We start from the raw sequence: 24147 nt of genomic DNA, 5'->3' as shown, positions 1-24147 counted from the left end.
GCTTTGAAATTAGCACAACTGAAAGAGGATGTTAAGAATTTTGGTAAAGAACTACGTGAAGGAGTATACTCTGGTGTTAAAGATATAGCAAGTAGCTCGGATCATGTTGTCAGTGCCTTTTCTCAGCTTCGGGATGTATTGAATGATGTAGATGCTACAGATTGGGAGCGCATTATGGCAATGTGGAATGTGATGACCAATGTGGTTGATTCTTTTCTTTCTATTATCAAGATGATACAGACACTTACGGAGTTAACCGATAAATTAGCTAAAGCTAAACAAGCGGAAGCTACTGTAGACAGCATCACAACGGCACAAAAGGTGAGTAATGCTACTGTTGGTGCTACGGCGCAAGTGGCAGCATCTCAAGCTATAACGATAGCAGCAAATACAGAAGTAGCAGCGAATACAGCAAAAGGCGTGAGTGCTGCTGGTGCCAGCGCTGCGAGTTTACCATTTCCTGCTAATCTTATCGCTATCGGTGCGGCCATCGCTGCAGCTGTTGCTCTGTTTGCTTCTATTCCTAAATTCGCCAATGGCGGTATCATAACTGGCGGTCCGTCTTCTGGAGATAAGATGCTGGCTCGAGTTAATTCAGGTGAAATGATACTCAATCAAGGTCAACAGTCCAGATTATGGCAAGCTATTCAATCGGGAAGGATGTTGACCGGTACGTCACCCGGATCGCAATCTGTAACAACTAAAGTGAGAGGTAAAGATTTGCTTCTGACGATAAACAATGAACTTAAATCGCAAGGAAAAAAAACATTATGAGTTACGGACTGATTTATATTATACCGTTTGCAAGTTTCAAAAATGAAGTTTGCGTAATCGAAATAGAAAAAGAGGATTATGCCGGAGAAACAACTGAGCTTATTCCGGCTGAGTCTCCTTTCTCTGTGGATATAGAAGATGATGACTTTATGTATGTTGCTACAAGATTCAGTACAGGTAAGATATGTGTGGTTGGCAGTGACTATCTTCGACATTTGTATTCTACTGCTTATCAGCAATATAGAGTAACTTTTAAAAGAAATAATGTTGTCACTTGGTGTGGCTTTATCAAACCGGAGCTTTATACACAAGATTATACTTCCGAATTATTTGAATTAGAAATAGAATGTACGAGTACAATGTCTGTACTTGAATTTATCCCTTATAAGCAGATAGAAGAGGGGGAAATGAGGTTAGTCACATTATGGGAGTTATTAACCAGAGCTATTACTTTATCAAAAGGTCGGTATAATTCAATAATCTTTCCATATGTATATTCAAGAAATAGTTCGATTTATGATCCTAATTCAGGTAATGTGCTTACTGAAATGAGAATTAACGAACAAAATTTTTTTGATGAAGATGATAAACCCATGACGTGGAAGGAGATTCTAGAAGAGATATGTAAACTACTTAACTGGACATGTATTGATTGGAGGGGGGAATTATACTTTATTGATATTGACCATCAAGGGGCGTATCGACGGTATTCTACAAATTTGAAGATATATGAATCATTTTCACAGCCTTCTGTTTTGAATGTACAGAAAATAGGATTTTCCGGCTCTGATCATTCTCTAGATTTTGTTCCAGGCTATAATAAAGTTGCAGTAATGACAAGCAATTATCATGTACATGAAGAGTCTGATATGAAAGATTTTTCCGAACTGACGTTTGCTGTTAATCCGCCTGATGTAACAGAGAATAACCACGTTACTCATAAAATACTATATCTTCCGGGAGAATATAATACCTACCAGTACTTACAGAATGGATCAGATGTTATTCCAATAACATCTGAATATGTAAAAGAACATAAGTCGGATGCTAATACATTTTTAGGTGCTCTTCCAGCCGAAGTTTGTCGCTATGAGTTAAAAGAAGATGGGACTCCATCTATCAATAATTATAATTACGATGAAGTCATACATGTACGAACACAGAACACGGAGATTATCAAAGGACAACCAAATCCATTTAAAAAAATGTTAGAATCTCCGGTTTTTAGCCTTAAATTTCCATTGGCTACCTATTATGATGGAGCTTTTGTTATAAGTGGAAACTTTACTATATCCAATAAACTTACTATGCCATATAATGGTACATTTGCTACTAATGTAAATAGTTGGAATATAAATGCAAGGTTACGTGTCGGTAATCAATATTTTAATGGAACCGAATTTATAACGAAAGAATCTACATTTCTTCTACCATTGGTAAAAGAGGGAGGTGAATGGTTTTCAGTGAAGGATACCAAAACTCTGAGTATGCCATATAATGGAGCCAATGGGTATTTAATAGTAATCCCTCGCTTGATGGTAGGAGATGTTGAGATGACTATATATGGAAGTGGTTTAGCTACTGAGAATATAATAGACGGTGTTATTCCATACACATATGGTTATTTTATGAAGAACTTTAAGTTAGGGTATATTGATAAAGATGGAACCGGAGAATCAAATGGGGGAAATTCTGATAATTCAGACCGTTATTATGAAAACGTACTCAATGAGGATTATATCAACGAACTTGACGAAATAGAATTCAAGATATCCTCTTACAACAATGATGGAGCATGCTACAGTAAGGTCATGATTGGAGATAAATACTTAGAAGATAATCTTTATTCAGTAATAGAAGAAAAGCTGATCCGTCCGGAAGAACAACTCATTCGACGGATAATCAATCGCTATAGTGACACCCACATCAAACTTACACAAGAAATACAAGAGGTACCGGAATTGACACCAATTACCCGGTTGTCGGACGATTTTATGGTTGGTAAAGTATTCATCAATACTGGGGGTACCATTGATTATAAACAAGGAAAGTTTCGGTGTATAATGATAGAAGTATGAAAGATGTAATGATAAAAACAAAATCTATACCGGCACAACCCCGGTCAAAGAATTATCCAACTGGCGCCTCTGTTGTACGCTCTTCAAGTGGAAATACCACTATTATTCCAGGTAGTAGTGGAGACTCTGTAGATATAGTTAAAGAGATAGATATAAAATCATTAACAGATAAAAATGTCTTATCCTCCCTTCGTACCTTACTTGAAATCCGTTCCCGTATTATCGCAACGGATAATACTGAAACAGAGCTTTCCGAGGAAAATACATTATCCTCTCTTCGTGCCTTGGAAGAAATAGATAAGTCAATAAAGAGCGTATTACAAACTGTCGATAAAACGTATCTCAATAAAACTAAGCCAGACACCGCCCAAAAAGTTATAACCTTTTTAGAAGGTCTTACCTCTGACGGTTTTGTTGAAGCAAACTCCGGTCTGATTGTTCGTTCCTCAAAGAAAACAACCTCACTTTCTAATGCATTAATCGAAGACAGCAACAAAGATTCTATATCTCATGATTTGATCGAAGAGGAAGAAAACGCAGAAAATTTATCTACTTCGTTGCTCGAAGTTACTGCTACTGGAGGAGGTGGCACACTTGGTACCCTTGATAATACGGATGAATCTTTCGACACAATTACAGACGGTACATACGTACTTCAAAAAAGAGGCGGTATCTATTATCCCGCCAAAGGTTCATCCGGCGGTGGCGGCACGAAAATGACTCTTTCTTTCGTTTCCGGTTCAGCGGCAACGGTCGCTTTAGGAAAGGATGCGGTTATCAAATACAGCTTTACTTCAACCCTTGACGGAGAAGATACCGGACAGGGCACTGTCACTTATACAGTCAATAATAAGCTGATTGCTTCCGACAATATCAATCAGGGAGAAGTTTCTTTCAATGCCGGAAAGTATCTGCTATTAGGCGAAAACACGCTTGTTGTACAGGTGACAGACACTTATGGTAGCGTTCGTAAACTGACTTATAAAATCAATGCCGTAAGCATATCAATCACTTCCACTTTTGATGATACAAAGGCTTATATCGGGACGATACCCTTTGTTTACACTCCGGTGGGAGCAGTTGAGAAAACGATACATTTTAAGATTGACGGAAAAGAGATAGGGACGTTTGCTACTTCAATCAGCAACCGCCAGCAAACATACTCAATACCGGTACAAACTCACGGGTCACATCTTCTTGATGTATATATGACCGCAACCGTGGATGGTATCAGCATTGAAAGCGAACACTTGTATTTCGGTATGATATGCATGGTGGACGGAAACAATACACCGATTATCGCTTCATCTTTCCGTACCGCTGAAATAGAACAGTTTGAAACGTTGATAATACCCTTTCTTGTTTATAGCCTGTCCTCAACAACTTCTTCTGTAATGCTGTCTGCCAACGGTACGGTTGTAAGTGAGCAGAGCGTAGGCCGTACCCGGCAAACATGGAGTTATCGTGCAGAGAAAGCGGGAGAGTTAGCCCTAAAAATCGTTTGTGGCTCTGTTTCAAAAACATTTAATGTGACTGTACGCGAATCTGAAATAAATGTGCAACCGGAATCACAAGACCTTGAACTGTTTTTGACTTCCCGTAACCGGGATAATAATGAAGTAGCCCGTGCGGAATGGGAATATAACGGTATCTCTTCTATTCTTTCCGGCTTTAACTGGAAAACAAACGGTTGGGTGAAAGACGTTAACGGTTATTCCTGTTTGCGCGTGGGCGGAGGTTCTACTGTTAACATCCCCTTGAAGCTCTTTGCCAATGACTTCCGCACTACGGGAAAAACGATTGAATTCGAATTCTTAGTCCGGGATGTGTACCGGTATGATACACCCGTTATTTCCTGCTGGTCTGATAACAGGGGGATTCAGGTAACCTCACAGAAGGCCGTACTGAAATCCGAACAATCAGAAATCACCACGATGTTTAAAGACGAAGAACGCATACGCCTTGCTTTTGTGGTGGAAAAGCGTGCGGACAACCGGCTGCTGGGAATTTACGTTAACGGTATCAAGTCGGGTTCCATGCAGTATCCGGCAGCAGACAACTTCATGCAAGCGGTTCCGGTCAATATAATAATTGGCGGAACGGATGCGACGGTGGATGTCTATAACATCCGCAGTTATAGCAATAATCTGAACCGGTATCAATTACTTGATAATTACATTGCCGATATGGATAATCTTGAATTGAAACGTAAGCTGTACAGTAGAAATCAGATATATGATGATTATGGCAATGTAGATTTTGAAAAGATAAACAGAGGAATTGCAACCCTAACTATTATTGGTGACTTGCCTCAATATAAAGGCGATAAAAAAGTAGTATCCATTGTCTATACCGATTACTCCAATCCGGCGAAGAGTTGGAATGCTGACAATGTAAAAATCAATGTTCAAGGCACATCTTCACAATACTATCCGCGTAAAAACTACAAGTTTGAACTCACGGAGGGTATCACTTATATCGAAAGTGGTATGAAAGCGGATAAATATCAGGTAACGGAAGATGTTCTTCCGGCTAAAATATTCTGTATCAAAACGGATTTTGCCGAAAGTTCCGGTACGCATAACACCGGAGTGGCTAATATGGCTGACCGGCTACTCAAAGAAATGAATATCCTGACCGAAGCTCAAAAAGAAAATGTAGAATTCCGTACCACCGTGGCAGGTAAACCGGCGGTTCTATTTCATAAGGCCAACGCTGATAGCACGGCTGTGTTTGTTGGTAAAATAAATTTTAATACTGATAAAGCGGCGGAAGATACATTCGGTTTTAAACCCGGTGACGAAAGTTGGGAATTCCTAAATAATACTTCCGACCTGGCATTGTTTAAATCCGCAGATTTTACAAAGTGGCAGGATACAATCGAAGCACGGTATCCCGATGGCGGAGCGGATATCACGAACGTTAAAAAGGTATTTGATTGGATAGTAAGCTGTAAGGGCAACCCTGCAAAATTCAAAACGGAGTGTAAGAATTACTTCGACAAAGATACGCTGGTGTTTTATGCGCTAATTACGCTTGTGCTTGGTATGACCGACCAGCGCGCCAAAAACATGTTTCTGACACGTTATCGTGGTAAATTATGGCTTTTTATTCTTTATGATAATGATACCCTTCTTCCGATTAACAACGAAGGTCTGATTGCATTGCTGTATAACGTTGAAACTCGCGATATAGTAAATGGTGCAAATGTATGGAACGGAGCAGACTCAGAACTCTGGACGCTTGTGGATGAAGCTTTTGCGGAAGAGATGAAAGGCATGTACTATACGATGCGACAAAAGAATATCTTGTCTTATGACCGCATGATGGATTATCTTTATAATCGCCAGGCGGACAAATGGTGTGAGGCAATTTACAATGAAGACGGTTACTACAAGTATGAACAGCCTTTAATCGAAGGATATCTGGACTATTCTCAGTCTCATGAGAATCCTCAGACGATCAAAACGGGGGCATACCTGTACGCGCTCCAGGGTAGTCGTGAGATGTATGGTAAATGGATTTGGAAAAATCGTTTTCTATATCTTGACAGTAAGTTTCTGTCAGGTTCCATTCTGGGAGACACGGCGGTATTTCGTACTTATACACCAACGGTTTGGGCGGGGGTAAAACCCTGTGCGGATATCACGTTGACGGCCTTTAACGCGATGTACTTTAACGTAAAATGGGGTAGTGTAACCAAGTCGCAGCGTGTAGGATTCAATGAGACATTTAAGATGACTGCTCCCGAAGGTATGCAGTTTAATGATACGGAAACAATCGTGTACGGTGCCTCTTTGATTGCCTCACTGGGTGACCTGTCACCGCTTTATCCCGGAACCGTAGATGTGTCAAAAATGATACGTTTGAAAGAGTTGATTGTGGGGTCAACGATTAACAGTTATCGTAATAACAACCTTCACTCTCTTTATATTGGTGAGAATCGTTTGCTACGCCTTTTGAACATGTCGAATTGCCCGAATTATACTCAACCGATAGATGTTTCCGGATGCGATAATCTTGAAGAACTTTATGCCCAAGGCTCTTCGGCCACCGCAGTTCTTCTTCCACCTGCCGGAATTCTACATACGATGCATTTACCGTCAACAATCGCCAGCCTGACTTTGCTCAATCAAATCAATTTGACCGATGACGGACTGGTTCTGGATGGTATTGAAAACATTTCAACCATACGGATAGAGGGTACGGACAACGTAAACGCCTTTGCCATCATCAACCGGTGTCTGGCATTGGGCACTCCCAAACTGGAACGTGTCCGGTTGATTAATGTGTCCGGACAAGGCAACTCACTGGATACGCTTGTTAGGCTTTCGAAGCTTAAGGGATTGGATGAAAACGGGGATAATATTGAAAAAGCGGTAATTACAGGCAAATATCATGCAGTCACTGTAACGCAAAGTAAACTTGCTGCCATGCGGTCTACTTTTCCTGAATTAGAAATTACTTATGTACAATTAAAACCCGATTCGGTAACTACTATTACTTTCAGATCTTCACAGAGCAAAGCTGTTGCGAATGCGATTTTTGAATGTAATTTTGATTTTGAAAAAGTTAATGAATATACTTATAAAATTACCGCACAGGATAATGAAACAATATCTTTCACTTTCAAATGCGATAATCATGTAGAATATATTAATACCTATCTTGTTTCCGGTACCCGTACACAAAACTACATAGTCACCTATATTCCATTGCATGCCATTTGTATAAATGTATATGGTCAGCATATTTACCCTCAGGGTGCTGTTGTTAATATTAACGGTAAAAAATATCTTACTGATAAGAATGGGTATGTTTACTATCGTGGTGGTGAATCTATAACCGGCGAAGTTTCTGCTCTTGGGTATACATCTAATACATTCTCTTTTGATTCGATAACAAACGACACAGCACATGTTGTATATGTATATATTGCAGTAGAAGTGAAATTCATTGTGAAGGGGTTATCTGATATCTTATTGGAAGGTGCCACGGTGCAATGTGCTGGAGAAACAGGTACAACAAATTTATATGGAGAGTGTGTATTACTTATAGGGAAAGGAGATTATGATTATACTGTTACCTGCACAAATTATTTCGAGAGCAAAGGAAGTGTTACGATAGGAACATCGGCTAAGAGTATAAATGTATCTATGTTATTTAATATGGAGACATTTAAGCCGGCTGAAAATGGTAATATCCAAATGTACTTTAAAGGGCTGACCGCTGGATTTTCTATCAAAACGAACGGAACTACATGCATAATTAATTGGGGAGATGGAACTACGGAAAATGCCAACGGAATGGGTACTATTTATAAGCATACATATAACGCAGATGATTTTTATCAGGTAGAAATTTCAAACTGCAAAGAAGTTAGCTATTGCAGCCCTGCAGGGGCGAAGCTTGTAGCGTATTGGAGTATTGGAAATAGTAAAACAAAAAACCTTAGTTTTGGTAATGATAAAGATATTGTTTATGTTGGAGACATATTCAAGAATGACACTGAACGTACTGATTTTAGTCAATGCCTTTCAGGTTGTAGTTCGCTCGTTTCATTTCATTCGGGATTATTTGATAGTTGTGAAAAAGCAACATCTTTCAGATATTGTTTTGGCCGTTGTGGTAATCTTACATCCATCCCAGAAGGATTATTTGATAATTGCCCTGAAGTAACAAACTTTAATGGTTGTTTCAATGGTTGCTACTCTATAACTTCCATCCCAGAAAGATTATTTGATAATTGTTTGAATATAATTGATTTAGGAACTTGCTTTTACCAATGCTCCGGATTACGAGAGGTTCCAGCTAATCTATTCAAAAAATGTCGGAAGATAACAGACTTTTCATGGTGTTTTAATTATTGTAATTCCATTATTACTATCCCAGTAGGATTGTTTGATAATTGTCCGGAAGTAACAAACTTTTCAGGTTGCTTTACGTATTGTACAAAACTAACATCAATACCGAATGGATTGTTTGATAATTGCTCAAAGGTTACCACCTTTTCAAGCTGCTTTGCCCGTTGTGGTAATCTTACATCCATCCCAGAATGTTTCTATGTATGTGAAAACGCGAGAAAGCTTCCTGAGTTATGGCTTAAATTTTATAATAGTTCAGTAAAAAGAGAAAAGTGTTTTGAACAATGTATTCGTGCCTCAAATTATTCCAGTGTGCCTGTTTCCTGGGGTGGAACTGCACCTGAATATGTTCCTCCTGTTGTTGCTTCTGGGGTATCATTGGCCGACTATAGAGCCATCAATGCAAGGCTGTCAAATATAGAAGAAAAACTTAACCTCAATTAGAATATGGCAGGATTATCAAGTACAGGCATAGCAGGCTTTATAAGTTCTGCTAAAATGACCGGCAAACAGATTTTAAATACGGCCGGTAAATTAATACCGGAATGTGTCAGTACATTTGTATCTGGTACTTCCGGCTGGATGATATCTCAGAAAGGCGATGCTGAATTTAAGTCTGTTTATTCCCGTGATAAGTTTATCACGAATGAGTTTGTTTATAACCGTATCAAGGTGACAGAAGATGAAGAGATAATTAGCAGTTCAATTAAGATCGCTTCTTATGTTGATAATGGGAATAGTACTTGTACAGTTTATCCGGATTTGCGCGAAGGAGATATAAATCCTTTGGCAAATGATGATTTGCTGGTTGGTTACTATCATAATCCTGCCAATAGCGGAGTTATCTATGCGATTCAGAAGTTTTTAGCCCTTGACGATCCGAATAGCGAAAACCAATCGATAATTCTTGAACCGGTTGGGGATTCTCTTCCTTATCAGCATATGATTATTGTGAGGGTGGGTAACGTACATGATACGGACAGACAATCATTTATCCGAATCTCTTCACGTACCAATTGCCAGTACTTTTATGACGGTATCAATAGTTGGGAAGCTTATGACGATCCGAAATGTGTGAAATGTGTACTCGGAAAGGCTGATATCGGATTGATTCCGGCTTGGGCTTCTTCTGTTATAGGCTCAGTAAAACGTTGGTTCGGACTTATAGCCGACGGTGTAATACTTCGTGGCACATTTGTTCTGCAATCAAGTAATAAGACAGTGGAAACAGAGTTAGAAGGAGTTAATACTACCATAACTGATATAGAAACAAGATTCGAGGTCAAAGAAGGGCAGATCGCTGCATCTGTGAAGCAGGCTGAGAAATATGCTACATCTGCTTCTGATAATGCCGGCTTTGCAGACGAAGCGGCAAATGCAGCAACGGGAATATTGACTACCGTAAAAGAAAGAGAAGCCTCTATCAATATAACGGCACAGGGAATTGAAAGCAAGGTTGGAGAGATCGAAACACAGGTTGATGCGGCTACCGGTATCTTACAGAATATCTCAGAAAAGGAGACTTCAATCAATCAAACAGCAGAAGGTTTTCAGAGTACAGTTTCAGAGACAACCAAGAAGGCTGTTGATGACGCTGTAGCCGGTGCGGATGCAGCGATTGAAGAAAAGGTAAGTACGCAGGTCACACAGTCAGCCCGTGAGTGGAAAGTGGAGATAATGGGAGCTGGTGCGGAAGGTAATCCGAATAAGATTTTAGCCGCTATAAACGCCAGTAAAGAAGGTATCAAGATTGAAGGGGATAGGGTTGAGATAACCGGAACTCTTTTAGCTCAAATCATTGAGGCTACCGGACTTAATATCAATGGTAATTTTATAGTAGATAAGGATGGAAAGATAAAGGCTGTTGACGGTGAGTTTATCGGTAAAGTAGAAACGTCTAAGGATGGCAAACGAGTAATCATAAGTCCAGATACCTCGTCTCTGTTAATGGTTGATTCTCTGGGTAATAAAGCTTTGGAGATCAGGTTCCCTACTTGGGCATCCGGTTCTACTTCGGCCTTCGGCTCTTATATTACGATTAAATCTCATAGGACTGCGATGCAGGTGGGAGAATCCCTCCCGTGGGATTCCACCATAGTAATCAGTGACGAAGAAATATCAATGGAAGGGACATATAATGAATATGGAGTATCAGGAACAGTAAAAAGGAAGGTTTCCATTAACCCATATGGGATAAGTTTTTATAAAAATGGCTCTCTAAAAAAAACATATAATAATGAGTAGAGATAACTATGAGAGCTGAAAAACCGCCCTACTTTCACAAGTAGGGCGGATCATTAACAAAATTACGAGGGAATCCTTATCGGACACCCTCATCGCTCCGACAAAGATAGTATTAATAAATTTATAAACAATAAAAGATGGGATTAAATGACTGGCTGGCAATCATCGGTGCTTTGGGGGGATTGGAGGCGATCAAATGGGGTGTAAATTTTTACATGAATCGCAAAACGAACGCCCGGATAGAGGATGCCAACGCGGATAGTGCTGAATTCAAGACTTTAAGAGAGTATAATGAGTTTTTACAAAAACAACTGTCGGATAAAGAAGAGCGATTTGTCGAGCAAACAAATAGGTTGAGAATCGTACAAGATGAACTCTTTGCAGCAAAGGAGGACATTTTTAACTTGAAATTAGAGCTTGCTTTAAAACGATGCGAGAAGAAAAGATGTGGTGACCGTGAGCCGCAAAATGGTTATTAGAACATAAAGGAGGGACAGCATGAAAACAATTGATTCTATTATCATCCATTGTTCGGCCACACGTGCCGGGCAGGATCTACGTGCAAAAGACATTGATCGTATGCATAGACAAAGAGGATTTTTTCAGATCGGATATAACTTCGTAATTGATCTCGATGGTACTGTAGAGAACGGACGCCCGTTGAGTATTGACGGCGCACACTGTAATACGAAAGGATTCTCCGGGGTATTATACAACAAGCATAGTATTGGTATCTGCTACATTGGCGGACTGGATGTGAATGGACACCCGGCAGACACTCGGACCGAAGCACAAAAGAACGCCCTTCGTGATCTTGTTGCCAAACTATGCAAAGAGTATAAGATCATTGAGTTACTCGGACACCGGGATACATCTCCCGATCTTAATGGAAATGGTGAGGTTGAACCGGCAGAATATATCAAGGCTTGCCCGTGTTTCGATGTACGGAGTGAGTTTAGTAATTTCCTGCGTAATACACTAGTGAAGCCATGAAAGCGTTACCCTGGGCATTAGTAATAATGTTGCTGATTGTTTGTATGGCGGCTTGGTTCCGTCCGATCAATCAATTTCCGGCAGAAATCAAGACCGAGACAAAGATAAAGACGATTGTCAAGGTTGATACATTATTGATTCCTTCCCCTATGGCGCCTCTATTAATTATTAGGTTGACAGATACGATGCATGTAGGTGATACTGTGATTCATCGTGAACAAGCATATTATGAGGATAGTCTTTACCGGGTATGGGTGTCCGGTTATCGTCCGAGACTGGATAGTATGCAGGTATTTCCGAGAGCAGTGTATCAAACGGTAACAAATGATATTTATCATACCATCACACTGAAAAAGAAACGCTGGGGGATTGGACTACAAGCCGGATATGGGTATCCATATGGATGGTATGTCGGTGCAGGAATTAGTTATAACTTATTTATGTGGTAATTGTTATATATGTGTAGAAGCTTACTTGTATCGACAAGTGACAACCCCAGTTCTTCGGAATCGTGGTTTTTACGAATACACTGTTAAACTATTATTATTTACCTAATTTCTTTATATTTTTGATATGAAAATAAATTCAAAATTATTTGTTGTTTTTTTTGGATTATTTTGCATTTTTCTTTATTTTTGTTTATAGTAATTGCTTTCTCGCTTAGCAAATTATATTTATAAATATGACTTGCTATGATATTTTATTGATTGAGATAATCCTTATTAGTGTTAACATTTTAATTTTATTATTATGAAGAAGATTCTTTATCAATTAGTTGTGTTTATTCTTTCTTTATTAGCAATGAATGTCAGTGCGCAAACTGCAACATCCTTAGAAGTTAATGATACAAGGGATGTAAGTGAATCACCCAATAGTTATGGGGAAAAAGCAATTAGAGCAGACCTGAAGTTCTTAACGACTTCAGGAATAAGTACTGCATATGGATTTACTACGAATCTTACGATTTCTCCTGGATTTAACGGAACGGCTGGATATATAAGTCAATTAAGTTTTAATAATAATGGTGTTTTTTATAGAAATGGCGATTTTCTATCTTCCTCTTGGAATGGATGGAATAAAATATTAATGAGTGATTTATCAGGGAATGTTAATTTGGAGAAATTAAAAGTAACTGATTCATTTGAATTTGGAAATGAGTTGGATAATACAAATTCCACATTCATAATTCAAGGTCCTAATTCTCCTACAGGTGAAGCAAGTAAACGAGATATAATTTTTAATTTTAAGAATGCAGGTCAAAGCGGTATAAGAGCTTTTAGAGGTGATGAATGGGGTACTTTTTTACAGTTAATGACCAGCCAGCCTGGGGATGCTACAGGAATACCGCGGGTGAGAATGCATATTGATCAATATGGAAAAATAGGCGTTGGTACAGTTAATCCATCCAGTGAATTTGATGTTAATGGTACTATCCGTGCAAAAGAGATCAAGGTAGAATCCAATAATTGGGCTGATTTTGTTTTTAAGAAAGGTTACAAACTTCCTACACTGGAGGAAGTGGAGCAGCACATAGATGAAAAAGGTACTTTGCCGGGTGTTCCATCAGAAAAAGAAGTAAAAGCTAATGGAGTGAATGTAGCTGAAACCAACGCTTTATTACTTCAAAAGATAGAAGAATTAACTTTATACATAATTGAAATGAAGAAAGAAATCAATGAGCTAAAAAAGAGATGATAGCTATTAATTTATTAATTTTTAAATTTATAGGTTATGAAAAAGATAGATGAAATGATTCAAGAGATAAATAAATTGAAAAATATGTAACTGTATTATTATGAGAAATGTTATTATATTATTTATTATGATAATGAATTTAAATTCTATTGTCGCTCAAGTTAGTCATGGAGGAATTCCTTTATATTATGATTCTACATTGTCAAGGACGAATATGAGTTCTACGGTACTCAAGTCAATAGATAATGATGAGTTGAGACAAAAATCAGTTGTATTTGCAGATGAGTATGGATATTCTAAAAAGAAATTATATGGGATTTCAGTACCTGTCTCAATTGATATTAGAAAAGAGGCAAATTGTATTGTTAAAGATTCTATGAATATTTTCTATTATAAAGTCAAGTCCCCTACAGCGTATGCAATGCAACTTGTTTTTAATAAATTTTATATTCCTACTGGTTCAAAGATGTTTATATATAATGGTGATAAAACTGAGTATATTGGTTCATTTACGGAATTGAATAATAATAGCGATAGTCTATTTTCAACTATATTTCTAAATGGAAATGAATTAATAATAGAATATCATGAACCCCAAAATGTAGAATTTACTGGGAGACTTTTTTTGGATAAAATAGTCCATTGTTTTATAGATATGAAACATGGAATATACTCTCCTGATGGAAGTAGTACTTGTGAGAAAGATATAATGTGTAACGAAGGGAATCCTTGGCGAATTTCTAAAAGTGCAGTAGCACAAATTTTAAGTCAAATATCTTCATCTGGATATCAATATTGGGGATGGTGTACAGGTACATTGTTAAATAATACCTTACAAGATGGTAGACCTTATTTTTTAACAGCAATGCATTGTTCTCTTGGTATGGATAATGATGGATTTGAAGAGAATTATTTTACTGAAAATATGATATTTGTGTTTAATTATGAAGTGGAACAATGTGGAGTGGATGGTGCCAATTTACCATTATCAAAATTTAAATCAGTAGCAGGAGCAACTATTCTATCAAGAGATACTCCTGTTTATATTAAACAAGAAAAGGAATATAATACCTATGGTAATACATCGGATTATATGTTGCTATATTTAATGGTATCTCCTGATACGTTGAAAAACTGGGGAGTTTCTTATGCTGGATGGGATGCAAATGAAGACAAAATGTATTCTGGTAATATAGCTACTATACATCATCCGAATGGAGATGTGAAAAAGATCTCACTAAGTAATAAAGTATTGGAAACAGATCAGTTACATTCGTATCTATTTAAACCATATTGGAAAATAAGGTGGGACGTTGGAGTTACAGAAGGAGGGTCTTCTGGAGCGCCACTATTTAATTCAGAAAATAAAGTCATTGGACAACTTTGGGGAGGAAGTTCATATTGTGGGACAAAGAATGGTAAATATGAATATTATGAAGGTCCCGATTTTTATGGTCGTTTTTCTGTTTCTTATGAAAAAGGTTTATTCAAACAATACTTAGATCCCTTATCTTCAGGAGTAAAATCAATAGGTTATTACTTACCTTCTGATAGATTTGAACATTGTTTTAATGGAAAACAAGACTATGACGAAACTGGTATAGATTGTGGAGGTAAAGATTGTATTTATTGTGGATATAGGCCAACTCATTGTGACAATAAGAAAAAAGATGGGGATGAAACTGGAATAGATTGTGGAGGTAGTTGTAATCCCTGTGGTGGTGTTTATTGTAATAATTGTATAAAGGATGGTGATGAAGAAGGTTTGGATTGTGGAGGATCATGTATGCCTTGCAATACATTATGCAATAATAGGGCTGAAGTGTATTATTCAAATACTTCAAATTTGCCACCATTAACAAAAGTTGAATATAAAATAGAAACAAGCGGGAATGTAATAATTGAGGAAAATAAAACGAATGTATTTGAGTCGGGAAATTTAATCGTATTAAAGCCTGGCTTTAAAGCAATGAAAGGTTGTGTCTTTTCTGCTAAAATACAACCTTGTGTTTGTAAACCGATATGTTCATATTTTCCTTCAGGTGCTTTAAGTCCCAATGGAGATGGAATAAACGATATTTTAGTATATTATGTATCAGGGGTTAATCGTTATAATGCATATGTTTTTAATCGGTCCGGGAAGAAAATTTATCAAACATCAGGAAATGTAGTTGATAATAAAATTAATATTTGGGATGGTGGAAACTATTCTACAGGAACTTATTATGTTACTGTAGAAGTTTACAATGATTGTTTAGGTACTTCTGAAAAATATCAAAAGACTATTACGTTGTGGAGAACATCACGTTCGTTAACAACTAATATTGAAAATACAACAATATTAACCGATAAAGCTTTTATTGAACAAAACGCTCCGAACCCAGTAGTAGACCAGACAGAAATATTATTTAATATTCCTGAAACAGCTCAAAAAGCTTATATTGAATTTTATAATATTGATGGAACTATTGAAAAAAGATATTCAATAACTGAACGTAATGTTGGTTCATTAATATTGAATGCTACAGATTTTATGAAAGGATATTATATTTATAGTCTTGTAGTGGATGGTAAAGTTGTTGGAATAAAAAAAATGAATGTACAGATGTAGATTTTGTACTTATAGTTGCATATGGTCTTTTCTTAATTATCCAGAACTGTTACATACCATCTATGGAGACATGTGTTGTGTTAATATAGGAAAAATGAAATTACGAATGTTTTTCAATGCAAATATTGTGCAAATAGTATTTTAAACAATGTATTATTTTGATTATTAGTTATTTGTGCTCTACTTGTTTGAGCTTCCCAAGCTAAGGGTCACGAGTTCGAGTCTCGCTTGCCGCTCCAAATGAAAAGAGCCATAAATCAACCTGATTTATGGCTCTTGCTATATCTGTAATAATCATGAATAAAGAACTGAAAGAATATCTTATGTTATTGGCGGAACGATATGAAACTCCGGCCTTTATCACAGAAGATCCGATACAAATACCTCATCGTTATACCTCTCAGGTAGATATTGAAATTTCAGGTCTCGTAACTTCCTGGATAGCTACCGGAAACCGTAAAGCCATTATCAAAAGTGCAGACCGGGTGGATTGTGAACTATTCAGTCGTGCTCCTCATTCTTATATAATGAGTGAAGAATGGAAAATGTATGCAGGGCAAAAGAGAAGTTTTTACCGATATTATTCTTATGATGATTTTTATCTGTTGTGTAGTACCTTGCATGCAGTGTATTCTCAAACCCCGACATTGGAAGACTATCTTTATAAGTCCTTTGAAGGATTCTCACCATTACAAAGATTACAATCAGTTTTTGGGCATATCAACGGTATGCCCGAAATACGTAGTACTTCCGAATCAAAGAAAATGTGTATGTTTCTGCGTTGGATGATTCGTCGGGACTCCTGTGTTGATTTTGGTATCTGGCAGAAATTTCATCCCCGTGAATTGATTATTCCACTTGATACTCACGTTCATCGTATCTCTATCGATTTGGGCTTGACAAAAAGCCGTAAATGTATCAAAACAGCAAGTGATATTACTAAAGCATTGGCACGTATCTGGCCCGATGATCCGGTAAAAGGAGATTTTGCTTTGTTCGGTTTTGGAGTGAATGAGCCTGTAAAGTGACAGAAGCCTCGTTATAGCGGCTTTCATTGACAAAAATAATGCAGAAGAATAGGTAGAGTTCAGTCTAATTTCGTATTTTTGCATCCTGTTTTTAATGAGTTAAGAAAACTTTAAATAAAAATATAATGGCAAAAGAACTGAAAGACCTTACCAAACGTAGCGAGAATTACTCGCAATGGTACAATGATTTGGTGGTAAAAGCCGATCTGGCAGAGCAGTCGGCTGTGCGTGGATGTATGGTGATAAAGCCTTACGGATACGCTATTTGGGAGAAAATGCAACGTCAGTTGGATGATATGTTTAAAGAAACAGGTCATGTGAATGCTTATTTTCCGTTACTAATCCCGAAATCTTTCCTTAGCCGTGAAGCCGAACATGTGGAAGGCTTTGCTAAAGAGTGTGCAGTAGTGACTCACTATCGTCTTAAAAATGCAGAAGACGGTTCGGGAGTCGTGGTAGATCCGGCTGCAAAACTTGAGGAAGAACTGATTATTCGTCCTACTTCAGAAACAATTATCTGGAATACATATAAAAACTGGATACAATCTTATCGTGATCTGCCTATTCTGTGCAATCAATGGGCAAATGTATTCCGTTGGGAAATGCGTACACGCCTTTTTCTGCGTACAGCCGAGTTCTTGTGGCAGGAAGGTCATACAGCACATGCTACCCGTGAAGAAGCGGAAGAAGAAGCAGTCAGAATGCTGAATGTATACTCTGATTTTGCAGAGAAGTATATGGCTGTTCCGGTGGTAAAAGGAGTGAAGTCGGCTAACGAGCGCTTTGCCGGTGCACTTGATACGTATACTATCGAGGCAATGATGCAAGATGGAAAAGCTTTGCAAAGTGGTACTTCTCACTTCCTGGGACAGAACTTTGCCAAAGCATTTGACGTACAGTTTGTGAATAAAGAGAATAAGATGGAGTATGTGTGGGCTACTTCATGGGGTGTTTCTACTCGTCTGATGGGAGCACTTATCATGACTCACTCTGATGATAACGGGTTGGTATTGCCTCCGCATTTGGCTCCTATACAGGTCGTTATAGTACCTATCTATAAAAACGACGAACAATTGAAGCAGATTGATGCTAAGGTGGCGGGTATTGTTGCCAATTTGAAGTCACTGGGTATTTCTGTGAAGTATGATAATGCCGATAATAAGCGTCCTGGCTTTAAGTTTGCAGATTATGAACTGAAAGGTGTGCCTGTGCGTCTTGTTATGGGTGGCCGTGATTTGGAGAACAATACAATGGAGGTAATGCGCCGTGATACTTTGGAAAAAGAAACAATTTCTTGTGAAGGTATCGAAGCGTATGTTAAAAATCTCCTTGAAGAAATTCAGGCAAATATTTATCAGAAAGCTTTGAAACATCGTGAGTCTATGACAAGAACCGTAGATACTTATGATGAGTTTAAGACAGAAATAGAAAAGGGTGGTTTCATTCTTGCTCACTGGGATGGAACTACTGAAACCGAAGAGAAAATTAAAGAAGAGACGAAAGCGACTATTCGCTGTATTCCATTCGATGGCGATAAAACTCCGGGTAAGTGTATGGTTACAGGTAAGCCTTCTGCATGCCGTGTGATTTTTGCACGTTCTTATTAAGAAGATACTTTATTTCTGACGCGAGTGCCGGTTGCAGATCATTGATCCAACCGGCATTTGTTTTTTTAGTGAATAAGCGGAGTATCTCAGATTTAGCTCTTACTATGAATCGGTATTTCAATACTATCACTCAGTTGGGATACAGTACCTGCATTATGAGCTTAAAATTAAAAAAAACGTCGTGATTTCAGCTTTATTTCAGAAACTTCCTCTTTCTTTGTACATATATCTAATAAAAAAGTAATCTTATGAAGATATTGATAGTTGAAGATGAACCTTCATTACGTGAACTCATTCAACGTTCATTGGAAAAAGAGCGTTATGTGGTGGAGGTGGCTGCCGATTTTAATTCGGCTTTGTGCAAAATAGAAGATTATGATTACGATTGCGTTTTACTGGATATCATGCTTCCGGATGGTAACGGACTTAATCTGCTTGAAAAGCTGAAAGCAATGCACAAACGTGAGAATGTAATTATTATCTCTGCGAAAGACTCTTTGGAAGATAAAGTATTGGGATTGGAATTGGGGGCGGACGATTATTTACCTAAACCCTTTCATCTGGCAGAACTGAATGCTCGTATTAAAAGCGTTATTCGCCGTCAACATCATGATGGAGAGGTTGATATTCGTTTGGGTAATATTCGTATTCTTCCGGATAAATACCAGGTGCTTATTGATGAAAAAGAAGTTGAGCTGAACCGGAAGGAATATGATATTTTATTGTATTTTATTAATCGTCCCGGCAGACTGGTTAATAAGAATACACTTGCCGAGTCTGTTTGGGGAGATCATATCGACCAGGTAGATAATTTTGACTTTATCTATGCACAAATAAAGAATCTTCGTAAGAAACTGAAAGATGCCGGAGCCACTGCTGAAATAAAAGCAGTTTATGGATTTGGCTATAAAATGACTGTTGAATAATTATGAAACTGATTTATCGCATCGTTATCCGCATATCCTTGCTCTTGACACTTGTTCTAGGTGTTTGGGCAGTGTTTTTTTATATGGCTATGATGGATGAGGTAAACGATGAGGTGGACGATTCTCTGGAAGATTATTCGGAAATAATCATTATTCGTGCTCTTGCCGGAGAGGAATTGCCTTCACAAAATACCGGTTCAAACAATCAATATTATCTTAAAGAAGTTACTGAGGAATATGCGGACAGCCGTGAAGGCATTACTTATAAAGATTCGATGGTTTATATTGTGGAAAAGGGTGAAACCGAACCGGCACGTATTCTGACTACGATATTTAAAGATAATGAAAATCGTTTTTATGAATTAACAGTATCTATTCCCAGTATAGAGAAAGAGGATTTGACTGCTGCGATACGTGATTGGATGATATTTCTTTATATCGCTTTGTTGCTTGTTATAATAGCAGTGAATGTGTGGGTATTTCAACAAAATATGAAACCTTTATATGTCTTGTTGCATTGGTTGGATGATTATCGGATAGGAAATAAGAATAAACTTCTGAAGAATGACACACAGATAACTGAATTTCGTAAGCTAAATGAAGCAGCCCTTCGGAATGCAGAACGTAGTGAACAACTGTTTGAACAACAAAAACAATTTATAGGCAATGCTTCTCATGAAATACAGACTCCGCTTGCCATTTGCCGAAATCGTCTGGAGATGATGATGGAAGATGAATCTCTTTCTGAAACCCAGCTGGAGGAGTTGATGAAGACTCACCAGACTTTGGAGCATATTACAAAACTGAATAAATCGCTGTTATTACTCTCTAAAATAGATAACGGGCAATTTACAGAAACCGTAGAACTGGAACTTAATGAACTTTTAAAGCAGTACATGGATGATTATAAAGAAGTATATGCTTATCGGGATATTCAGACAGAAATAGTTGAAGATGGTATTTTTCGCGTACAAATGAATGAGTCTCTTGCCACTATCCTGATAACTAATCTTTTGAAGAATGCATTCGTTCACAACATAGATGGTGGACATATCCGAATAGAAATAAGGCCACACAGCTTTACGTTTCGTAATAGTGGGGTAGGACAGCCTTTGGACGAGAAACGTATTTTTGAGCGTTTTTATCAGGGTGCCAAAAAAGAAGGTTCTACAGGACTTGGACTGGCAATCGTTGATTCTATTTGCCGGTTGCAGAATATCGGACTGAGGTATTATTTTGAGAATGGCGAACATTGTTTTGAAATTTCAGAAGAGAAAATTTAGGTAAATATGATAATGTCAGCAAGCTGGAATCCGTGGCATGGTTGTACTAAAATCAGTGCCGGTTGTAAATATTGCTATGTTTATCGACAGGATGAAATGTATGGTGCAGATACCAGCAGTCGTGAGGTTCGCAAAACTGCGAATTTTAGTCTGCCTGTGAAGCTAAAGCGCGATAAAAGTTATAAGATAGAGTCGGGAAAATTGGTTTATACTTGTTTTACTTCTGACTTCTTTGTGGATGGTGCAGACGAATGGCGGGCAGAAGCATGGGCTATGATACGTGAAAGGGAAGATTTGGACTTTTTTATTTTTACTAAACGTATTGATCGGTTTAAGGTTGGGTTGCCCGATGACTGGGGAAACGGATATAAGAATGTGATTATCGGGTGTACCGTTGAAAACCAGGAGATGGCAGATTATCGCTTGCCTATTTTTAAAGAGTTGCCGATACGACATAAAATAATTATAGCAGCTCCGCTACTGGAAAGTTTGGCTCTCTCACCTTACTTGGACGATACAATTGAAGAAGTAGCAGCAAGTGGTGAATCGGGGAATGATGCCAGAATTTGTGATTATGAATGGATACTCGATATTCGTAAACAGTGTATAGAAAAAGACATTCCTTTCTGTTTCCATCAGACCGGAGCCAAACTGCTTAAAGACGGAAAGTTGTATCGCATTAAACGATATTATCAGATTGCACAGGCATGGAAAGCAGGTATAAATTACAGAATAGGCAGGGATGGTAAACCGGAAAAAAGAGGAATTTTATAAAAAAGACCTCTTTTAAAAATGATAGATGTTTCCGGCTTTTTTTATTCTTTCTTTAGCCACTCCCAACGTTTGCCACAATCTTACATAACAGCATTTTGCCATTTGTTGGTAGTTTGTGCACCTTGATAATTTTTCCAGAAATACTCGGAAGTACTTTTATCAGTAAACTATTTGTTGCCTACTTTATAATCAGTATCGTGTATTCTTCTTGGCCAGATTTGTGGTCACTATAAATACAAGAAGAGACAAGACTAATTTTTCTCTCATGTAGAAATGTTTTTTGTTAGACTTTACAAATATAATATATAAGATCGCTTTTTATTTCATTTCTTCTCAGATTTCAAAATCTTTTCAGTTTCTCTTCTCATCTTTGTATCATAATTAAATATTCAAAGAAAAAAACAGTATAAAAAAAAATGATTATGAAAAAGTTACTTCTTTTATTTGTGTGCCTGTTTACTATTCAATCTGTTGTAAGGGCAAATGATGATAAGCCTATTAAGGTAGACCAGTTACCACAACCGGCTCAACAGTTTGTAAAATCGCACTTTAGCGACAGCAAGGTTGCTATAGCTAAAATGGAAACCGATTGGTTCGATAAGAGTTATGATGTCATTTTTACCGATGGCAATAAAGTAGAGTTTGACAAACAAGGAAATTGGAAAGAGGTGAATTGCAAGTACAGTGCTGTCCCTGTGAGTGTTATTCCTGTGGTTATTCGTAAGTATATCTCAGAGAACTATCCCGACGCTAAAGTGTTGAAGATAGAACGTGACAAAAAAGAGTATGAAGTGAAGCTCTCTAATAAGTGGGAACTGAAGTTTGACCTGCAATTTAACCTGATTGATATTGATAATTAAAAAAGATAGAGAATAATGAAGACGAGATTTTATTCTATACTAATGGCGGTTGCCTGTATTATAAGTTTGCAAAGTTGTGATAATGATGATGATAACATGAGAGTATCTCCCGAACTTCAGAAAGCATTCCTGGAGAAATATCCTGCTGCTACTCGCGTAGAATGGGAAACAAAAGCTGGTTATTATGTTGCCGATTTTTATGATAATGCCAGTGAAGCTTCTGCCTGGTTCACTCCGGCAGGTGTGTGGTGCATGACAGAAACGGATGTTTTGTATGTAGGCTTGCCCGAAGCTGTGAAAGCGGCGTTTGAACAGGGAGATTATAGCACTTGGACTGTTGACGATGTTGATAAATTGGAACGTCGGGATATGGAAACAGTATATGTCATTGAGGTTGAGAAGAAACCACAGGAAATGGATTTGTACTATTCTGCTGAAGGGCTTTTGATAAAAGCAGTTGCAGATACGGATCATGATGACGATTATGAAAGCCATTTGCCGGCACAGGTTCCGGAAGCAATTCTTTCTTTCATTAACGATAAATATCCCGATGCCCGGTTGATGGAGATAGAAGTAGAACAGGGTGTGACAGAAGTGGAAATCGTTCACGAGGGGCGTTGTAAAGAGGTTTGGTTTGATAAAACGAACAATTGGATTTCTACTTCATGGGACATTCGTCGGAATGAACTCCCTGCTGTTGTGACACAAGCATTGGCAAACTCTGAATACAGTACGTATACTGTGGATGATGCCGAATATTATGAAGCACCACAAGGAGATTATTATCAGATTGAGCTGGAGCAAGGAGCGAAAGAGGTAAAAGTGAAAATAGATACGACAGGGAAATTTATCTGATCTCTATTGGACTTAAAGTTATCATAACAGCAATTATAACAGAAAGCGTCTGTTGAAGATCATCGATGTATGAAATAGTAAATAAGACGTAAGTTGCTGAATGACAACGTAATTAATAATGCATTCTTTATGTTGTAAAAGTACGTATTTAAGTGTATCTTAAAAACGTACTTTTCTTGTATATGAGTACGTACTTTTATACCTTAGAAGTACGTACTTTTGCCGGACTAAAAAAGTAGGGTAAGACAAACTGTTAAGATAGTTAATGAGGAAGTGGAATGAAATAGAGACGGTTTGCATAGTACTAAAAATATTTATTTTTTAGTACAAAAAGAAGGACTCAATTTTTCTTTTCCATATACCTCTTGTCAAGTATTGTAAATATTCCATTTGTTACTCTACGAGGAATACTTCGTTTCTCGTAGAGTTTTGACCTGATCTCCGTAGAGTTTCGATACGTTTCTCGTATACTCTATTAAAACCAAATGTTTCCGCAGAATATTGCTTTAATAAATGTTAACTACGAAAGATATGTCCTTTCTTCACTATGTTTTC

The 24147-nt window shown here is 37.7% G+C and carries 16 protein-coding genes; all 16 read left to right on the top strand.

Annotated features, from left to right (window positions below):
- The first annotated feature begins 3 nt into the window (after positions 1 to 3).
- Positions 4 to 774: a hypothetical protein gene (locus QX565_RS08535; RefSeq protein WP_289292487.1), complete on the top strand. Its 771-nt coding sequence runs from the start codon at positions 4 to 6 to the stop codon at positions 772 to 774.
- Complete coding sequence (locus tag QX565_RS08530) at positions 771 to 2852, top strand: hypothetical protein (protein WP_289292485.1); 2082 nt, start codon at positions 771 to 773, stop codon at positions 2850 to 2852. Before QX565_RS08535 ends, QX565_RS08530 begins: the two co-directional genes overlap by 4 nt.
- Positions 2849 to 9160 (top strand): leucine-rich repeat domain-containing protein, encoded by a 6312-nt coding sequence (locus tag QX565_RS08525; protein WP_289292484.1) that lies wholly within the window; start codon positions 2849 to 2851, stop codon positions 9158 to 9160. The genes QX565_RS08530 and QX565_RS08525 overlap by 4 nt, the downstream gene beginning before the upstream one ends.
- 3 nt (positions 9161 to 9163) lie before the next feature.
- Positions 9164 to 10960 carry a hypothetical protein gene (locus QX565_RS08520; protein ID WP_289292482.1) on the top strand — a complete coding sequence of 599 codons (1797 nt, stop codon included), beginning with the start codon at positions 9164 to 9166 and terminating at the stop codon, positions 10958 to 10960.
- A 137-nt stretch (positions 10961 to 11097) separates the two neighbouring features.
- The gene (locus QX565_RS08515; protein ID WP_289292480.1) at positions 11098 to 11439 is read left to right on the top strand and encodes a hypothetical protein; all 342 of its coding nucleotides are present in this window, start codon (positions 11098 to 11100) and stop codon (positions 11437 to 11439) included.
- 19 nt (positions 11440 to 11458) lie between these two features.
- Positions 11459 to 11953 (top strand): N-acetylmuramoyl-L-alanine amidase, encoded by a 495-nt coding sequence (locus QX565_RS08510; protein WP_289292478.1) that lies wholly within the window; start codon positions 11459 to 11461, stop codon positions 11951 to 11953.
- A complete protein-coding gene (locus QX565_RS08505; protein ID WP_289292476.1) occupies positions 11950 to 12402 on the top strand; it encodes a DUF6808 domain-containing protein in 453 nt (150 codons plus the stop codon). Before QX565_RS08510 ends, QX565_RS08505 begins: the two co-directional genes overlap by 4 nt.
- A 301-nt stretch (positions 12403 to 12703) precedes the next feature.
- Positions 12704 to 13648 (top strand): hypothetical protein, encoded by a 945-nt coding sequence (locus QX565_RS08500; RefSeq protein WP_278508712.1) that lies wholly within the window; start codon positions 12704 to 12706, stop codon positions 13646 to 13648.
- Between the two features lie 100 nt (positions 13649 to 13748).
- Positions 13749 to 16259, top strand: coding sequence for a 3-coathanger stack domain-containing protein (locus QX565_RS08495; protein WP_289292471.1), 2511 nt, complete (start codon positions 13749 to 13751; stop codon positions 16257 to 16259).
- A gap of 296 nt (positions 16260 to 16555) precedes the next feature.
- On the top strand, positions 16556 to 17287 hold the full coding sequence (locus tag QX565_RS08490) for a TIGR02757 family protein (protein WP_195349982.1): 732 nt from the start codon (positions 16556 to 16558) through the stop codon (positions 17285 to 17287).
- Between the two features lie 125 nt (positions 17288 to 17412).
- A complete protein-coding gene (proS, locus tag QX565_RS08485; protein WP_221650475.1) occupies positions 17413 to 18894 on the top strand; it encodes a proline--tRNA ligase in 1482 nt (493 codons plus the stop codon).
- 248 nt (positions 18895 to 19142) lie between these two features.
- Positions 19143 to 19820 (top strand): response regulator transcription factor, encoded by a 678-nt coding sequence (locus tag QX565_RS08480; RefSeq protein ID WP_221650474.1) that lies wholly within the window; start codon positions 19143 to 19145, stop codon positions 19818 to 19820.
- 2 nt (positions 19821 to 19822) lie between these two features.
- Positions 19823 to 21103: a sensor histidine kinase gene (locus QX565_RS08475; RefSeq protein ID WP_289292467.1), complete on the top strand. Its 1281-nt coding sequence runs from the start codon at positions 19823 to 19825 to the stop codon at positions 21101 to 21103.
- 6 nt (positions 21104 to 21109) lie between these two features.
- Positions 21110 to 21877 (top strand): DUF5131 family protein, encoded by a 768-nt coding sequence (locus tag QX565_RS08470; protein WP_221650472.1) that lies wholly within the window; start codon positions 21110 to 21112, stop codon positions 21875 to 21877.
- Between the two features lie 422 nt (positions 21878 to 22299).
- Positions 22300 to 22737: a PepSY-like domain-containing protein gene (locus QX565_RS08465; protein WP_221650471.1), complete on the top strand. Its 438-nt coding sequence runs from the start codon at positions 22300 to 22302 to the stop codon at positions 22735 to 22737.
- A gap of 15 nt (positions 22738 to 22752) precedes the next feature.
- On the top strand, positions 22753 to 23592 hold the full coding sequence (locus tag QX565_RS08460) for a PepSY-like domain-containing protein (RefSeq protein ID WP_289292464.1): 840 nt from the start codon (positions 22753 to 22755) through the stop codon (positions 23590 to 23592).
- Positions 23593 to 24147 lie beyond the last annotated feature (555 nt).

Origin of the sequence: Bacteroides sp. 41_26 (assembly GCF_949740115.1) — a bacterium.
GTDB classification, from domain to species: domain Bacteria; phylum Bacteroidota; class Bacteroidia; order Bacteroidales; family Bacteroidaceae; genus Bacteroides; species Bacteroides nordii.
The sequence above is the reverse complement of the archived record's forward strand: the minus strand, read 5'-3'. Positions and strand labels throughout refer to the sequence as shown.

Bases quoted from the DNA above. Each gene is read 5' to 3' on its own strand.
- QX565_RS08530 (WP_289292485.1), top strand. From the start codon at position 771: ATGAGTTACGGACTGATTTATATTATACCGTTTGCAAGTTTCAAAAAT.
- QX565_RS08525 (WP_289292484.1), top strand. From the start codon at position 2,849: ATGAAAGATGTAATGATAAAAACAAAATCTATACCGGCACAACCCCGG.
- QX565_RS08520 (WP_289292482.1), top strand. From the start codon at position 9,164: ATGGCAGGATTATCAAGTACAGGCATAGCAGGCTTTATAAGTTCTGCT.
- QX565_RS08515 (WP_289292480.1), top strand. From the start codon at position 11,098: ATGGGATTAAATGACTGGCTGGCAATCATCGGTGCTTTGGGGGGATTG.
- QX565_RS08510 (WP_289292478.1), top strand. From the start codon at position 11,459: ATGAAAACAATTGATTCTATTATCATCCATTGTTCGGCCACACGTGCC.
- QX565_RS08505 (WP_289292476.1), top strand. From the start codon at position 11,950: ATGAAAGCGTTACCCTGGGCATTAGTAATAATGTTGCTGATTGTTTGT.
- QX565_RS08500 (WP_278508712.1), top strand. From the start codon at position 12,704: ATGAAGAAGATTCTTTATCAATTAGTTGTGTTTATTCTTTCTTTATTA.
- QX565_RS08495 (WP_289292471.1), top strand. From the start codon at position 13,749: ATGAGAAATGTTATTATATTATTTATTATGATAATGAATTTAAATTCT.
- QX565_RS08490 (WP_195349982.1), top strand. From the start codon at position 16,556: ATGAATAAAGAACTGAAAGAATATCTTATGTTATTGGCGGAACGATAT.
- proS (WP_221650475.1), top strand. From the start codon at position 17,413: ATGGCAAAAGAACTGAAAGACCTTACCAAACGTAGCGAGAATTACTCG.
- QX565_RS08480 (WP_221650474.1), top strand. From the start codon at position 19,143: ATGAAGATATTGATAGTTGAAGATGAACCTTCATTACGTGAACTCATT.
- QX565_RS08475 (WP_289292467.1), top strand. From the start codon at position 19,823: ATGAAACTGATTTATCGCATCGTTATCCGCATATCCTTGCTCTTGACA.
- QX565_RS08470 (WP_221650472.1), top strand. From the start codon at position 21,110: ATGATAATGTCAGCAAGCTGGAATCCGTGGCATGGTTGTACTAAAATC.
- QX565_RS08465 (WP_221650471.1), top strand. From the start codon at position 22,300: ATGAAAAAGTTACTTCTTTTATTTGTGTGCCTGTTTACTATTCAATCT.
- QX565_RS08460 (WP_289292464.1), top strand. From the start codon at position 22,753: ATGAAGACGAGATTTTATTCTATACTAATGGCGGTTGCCTGTATTATA.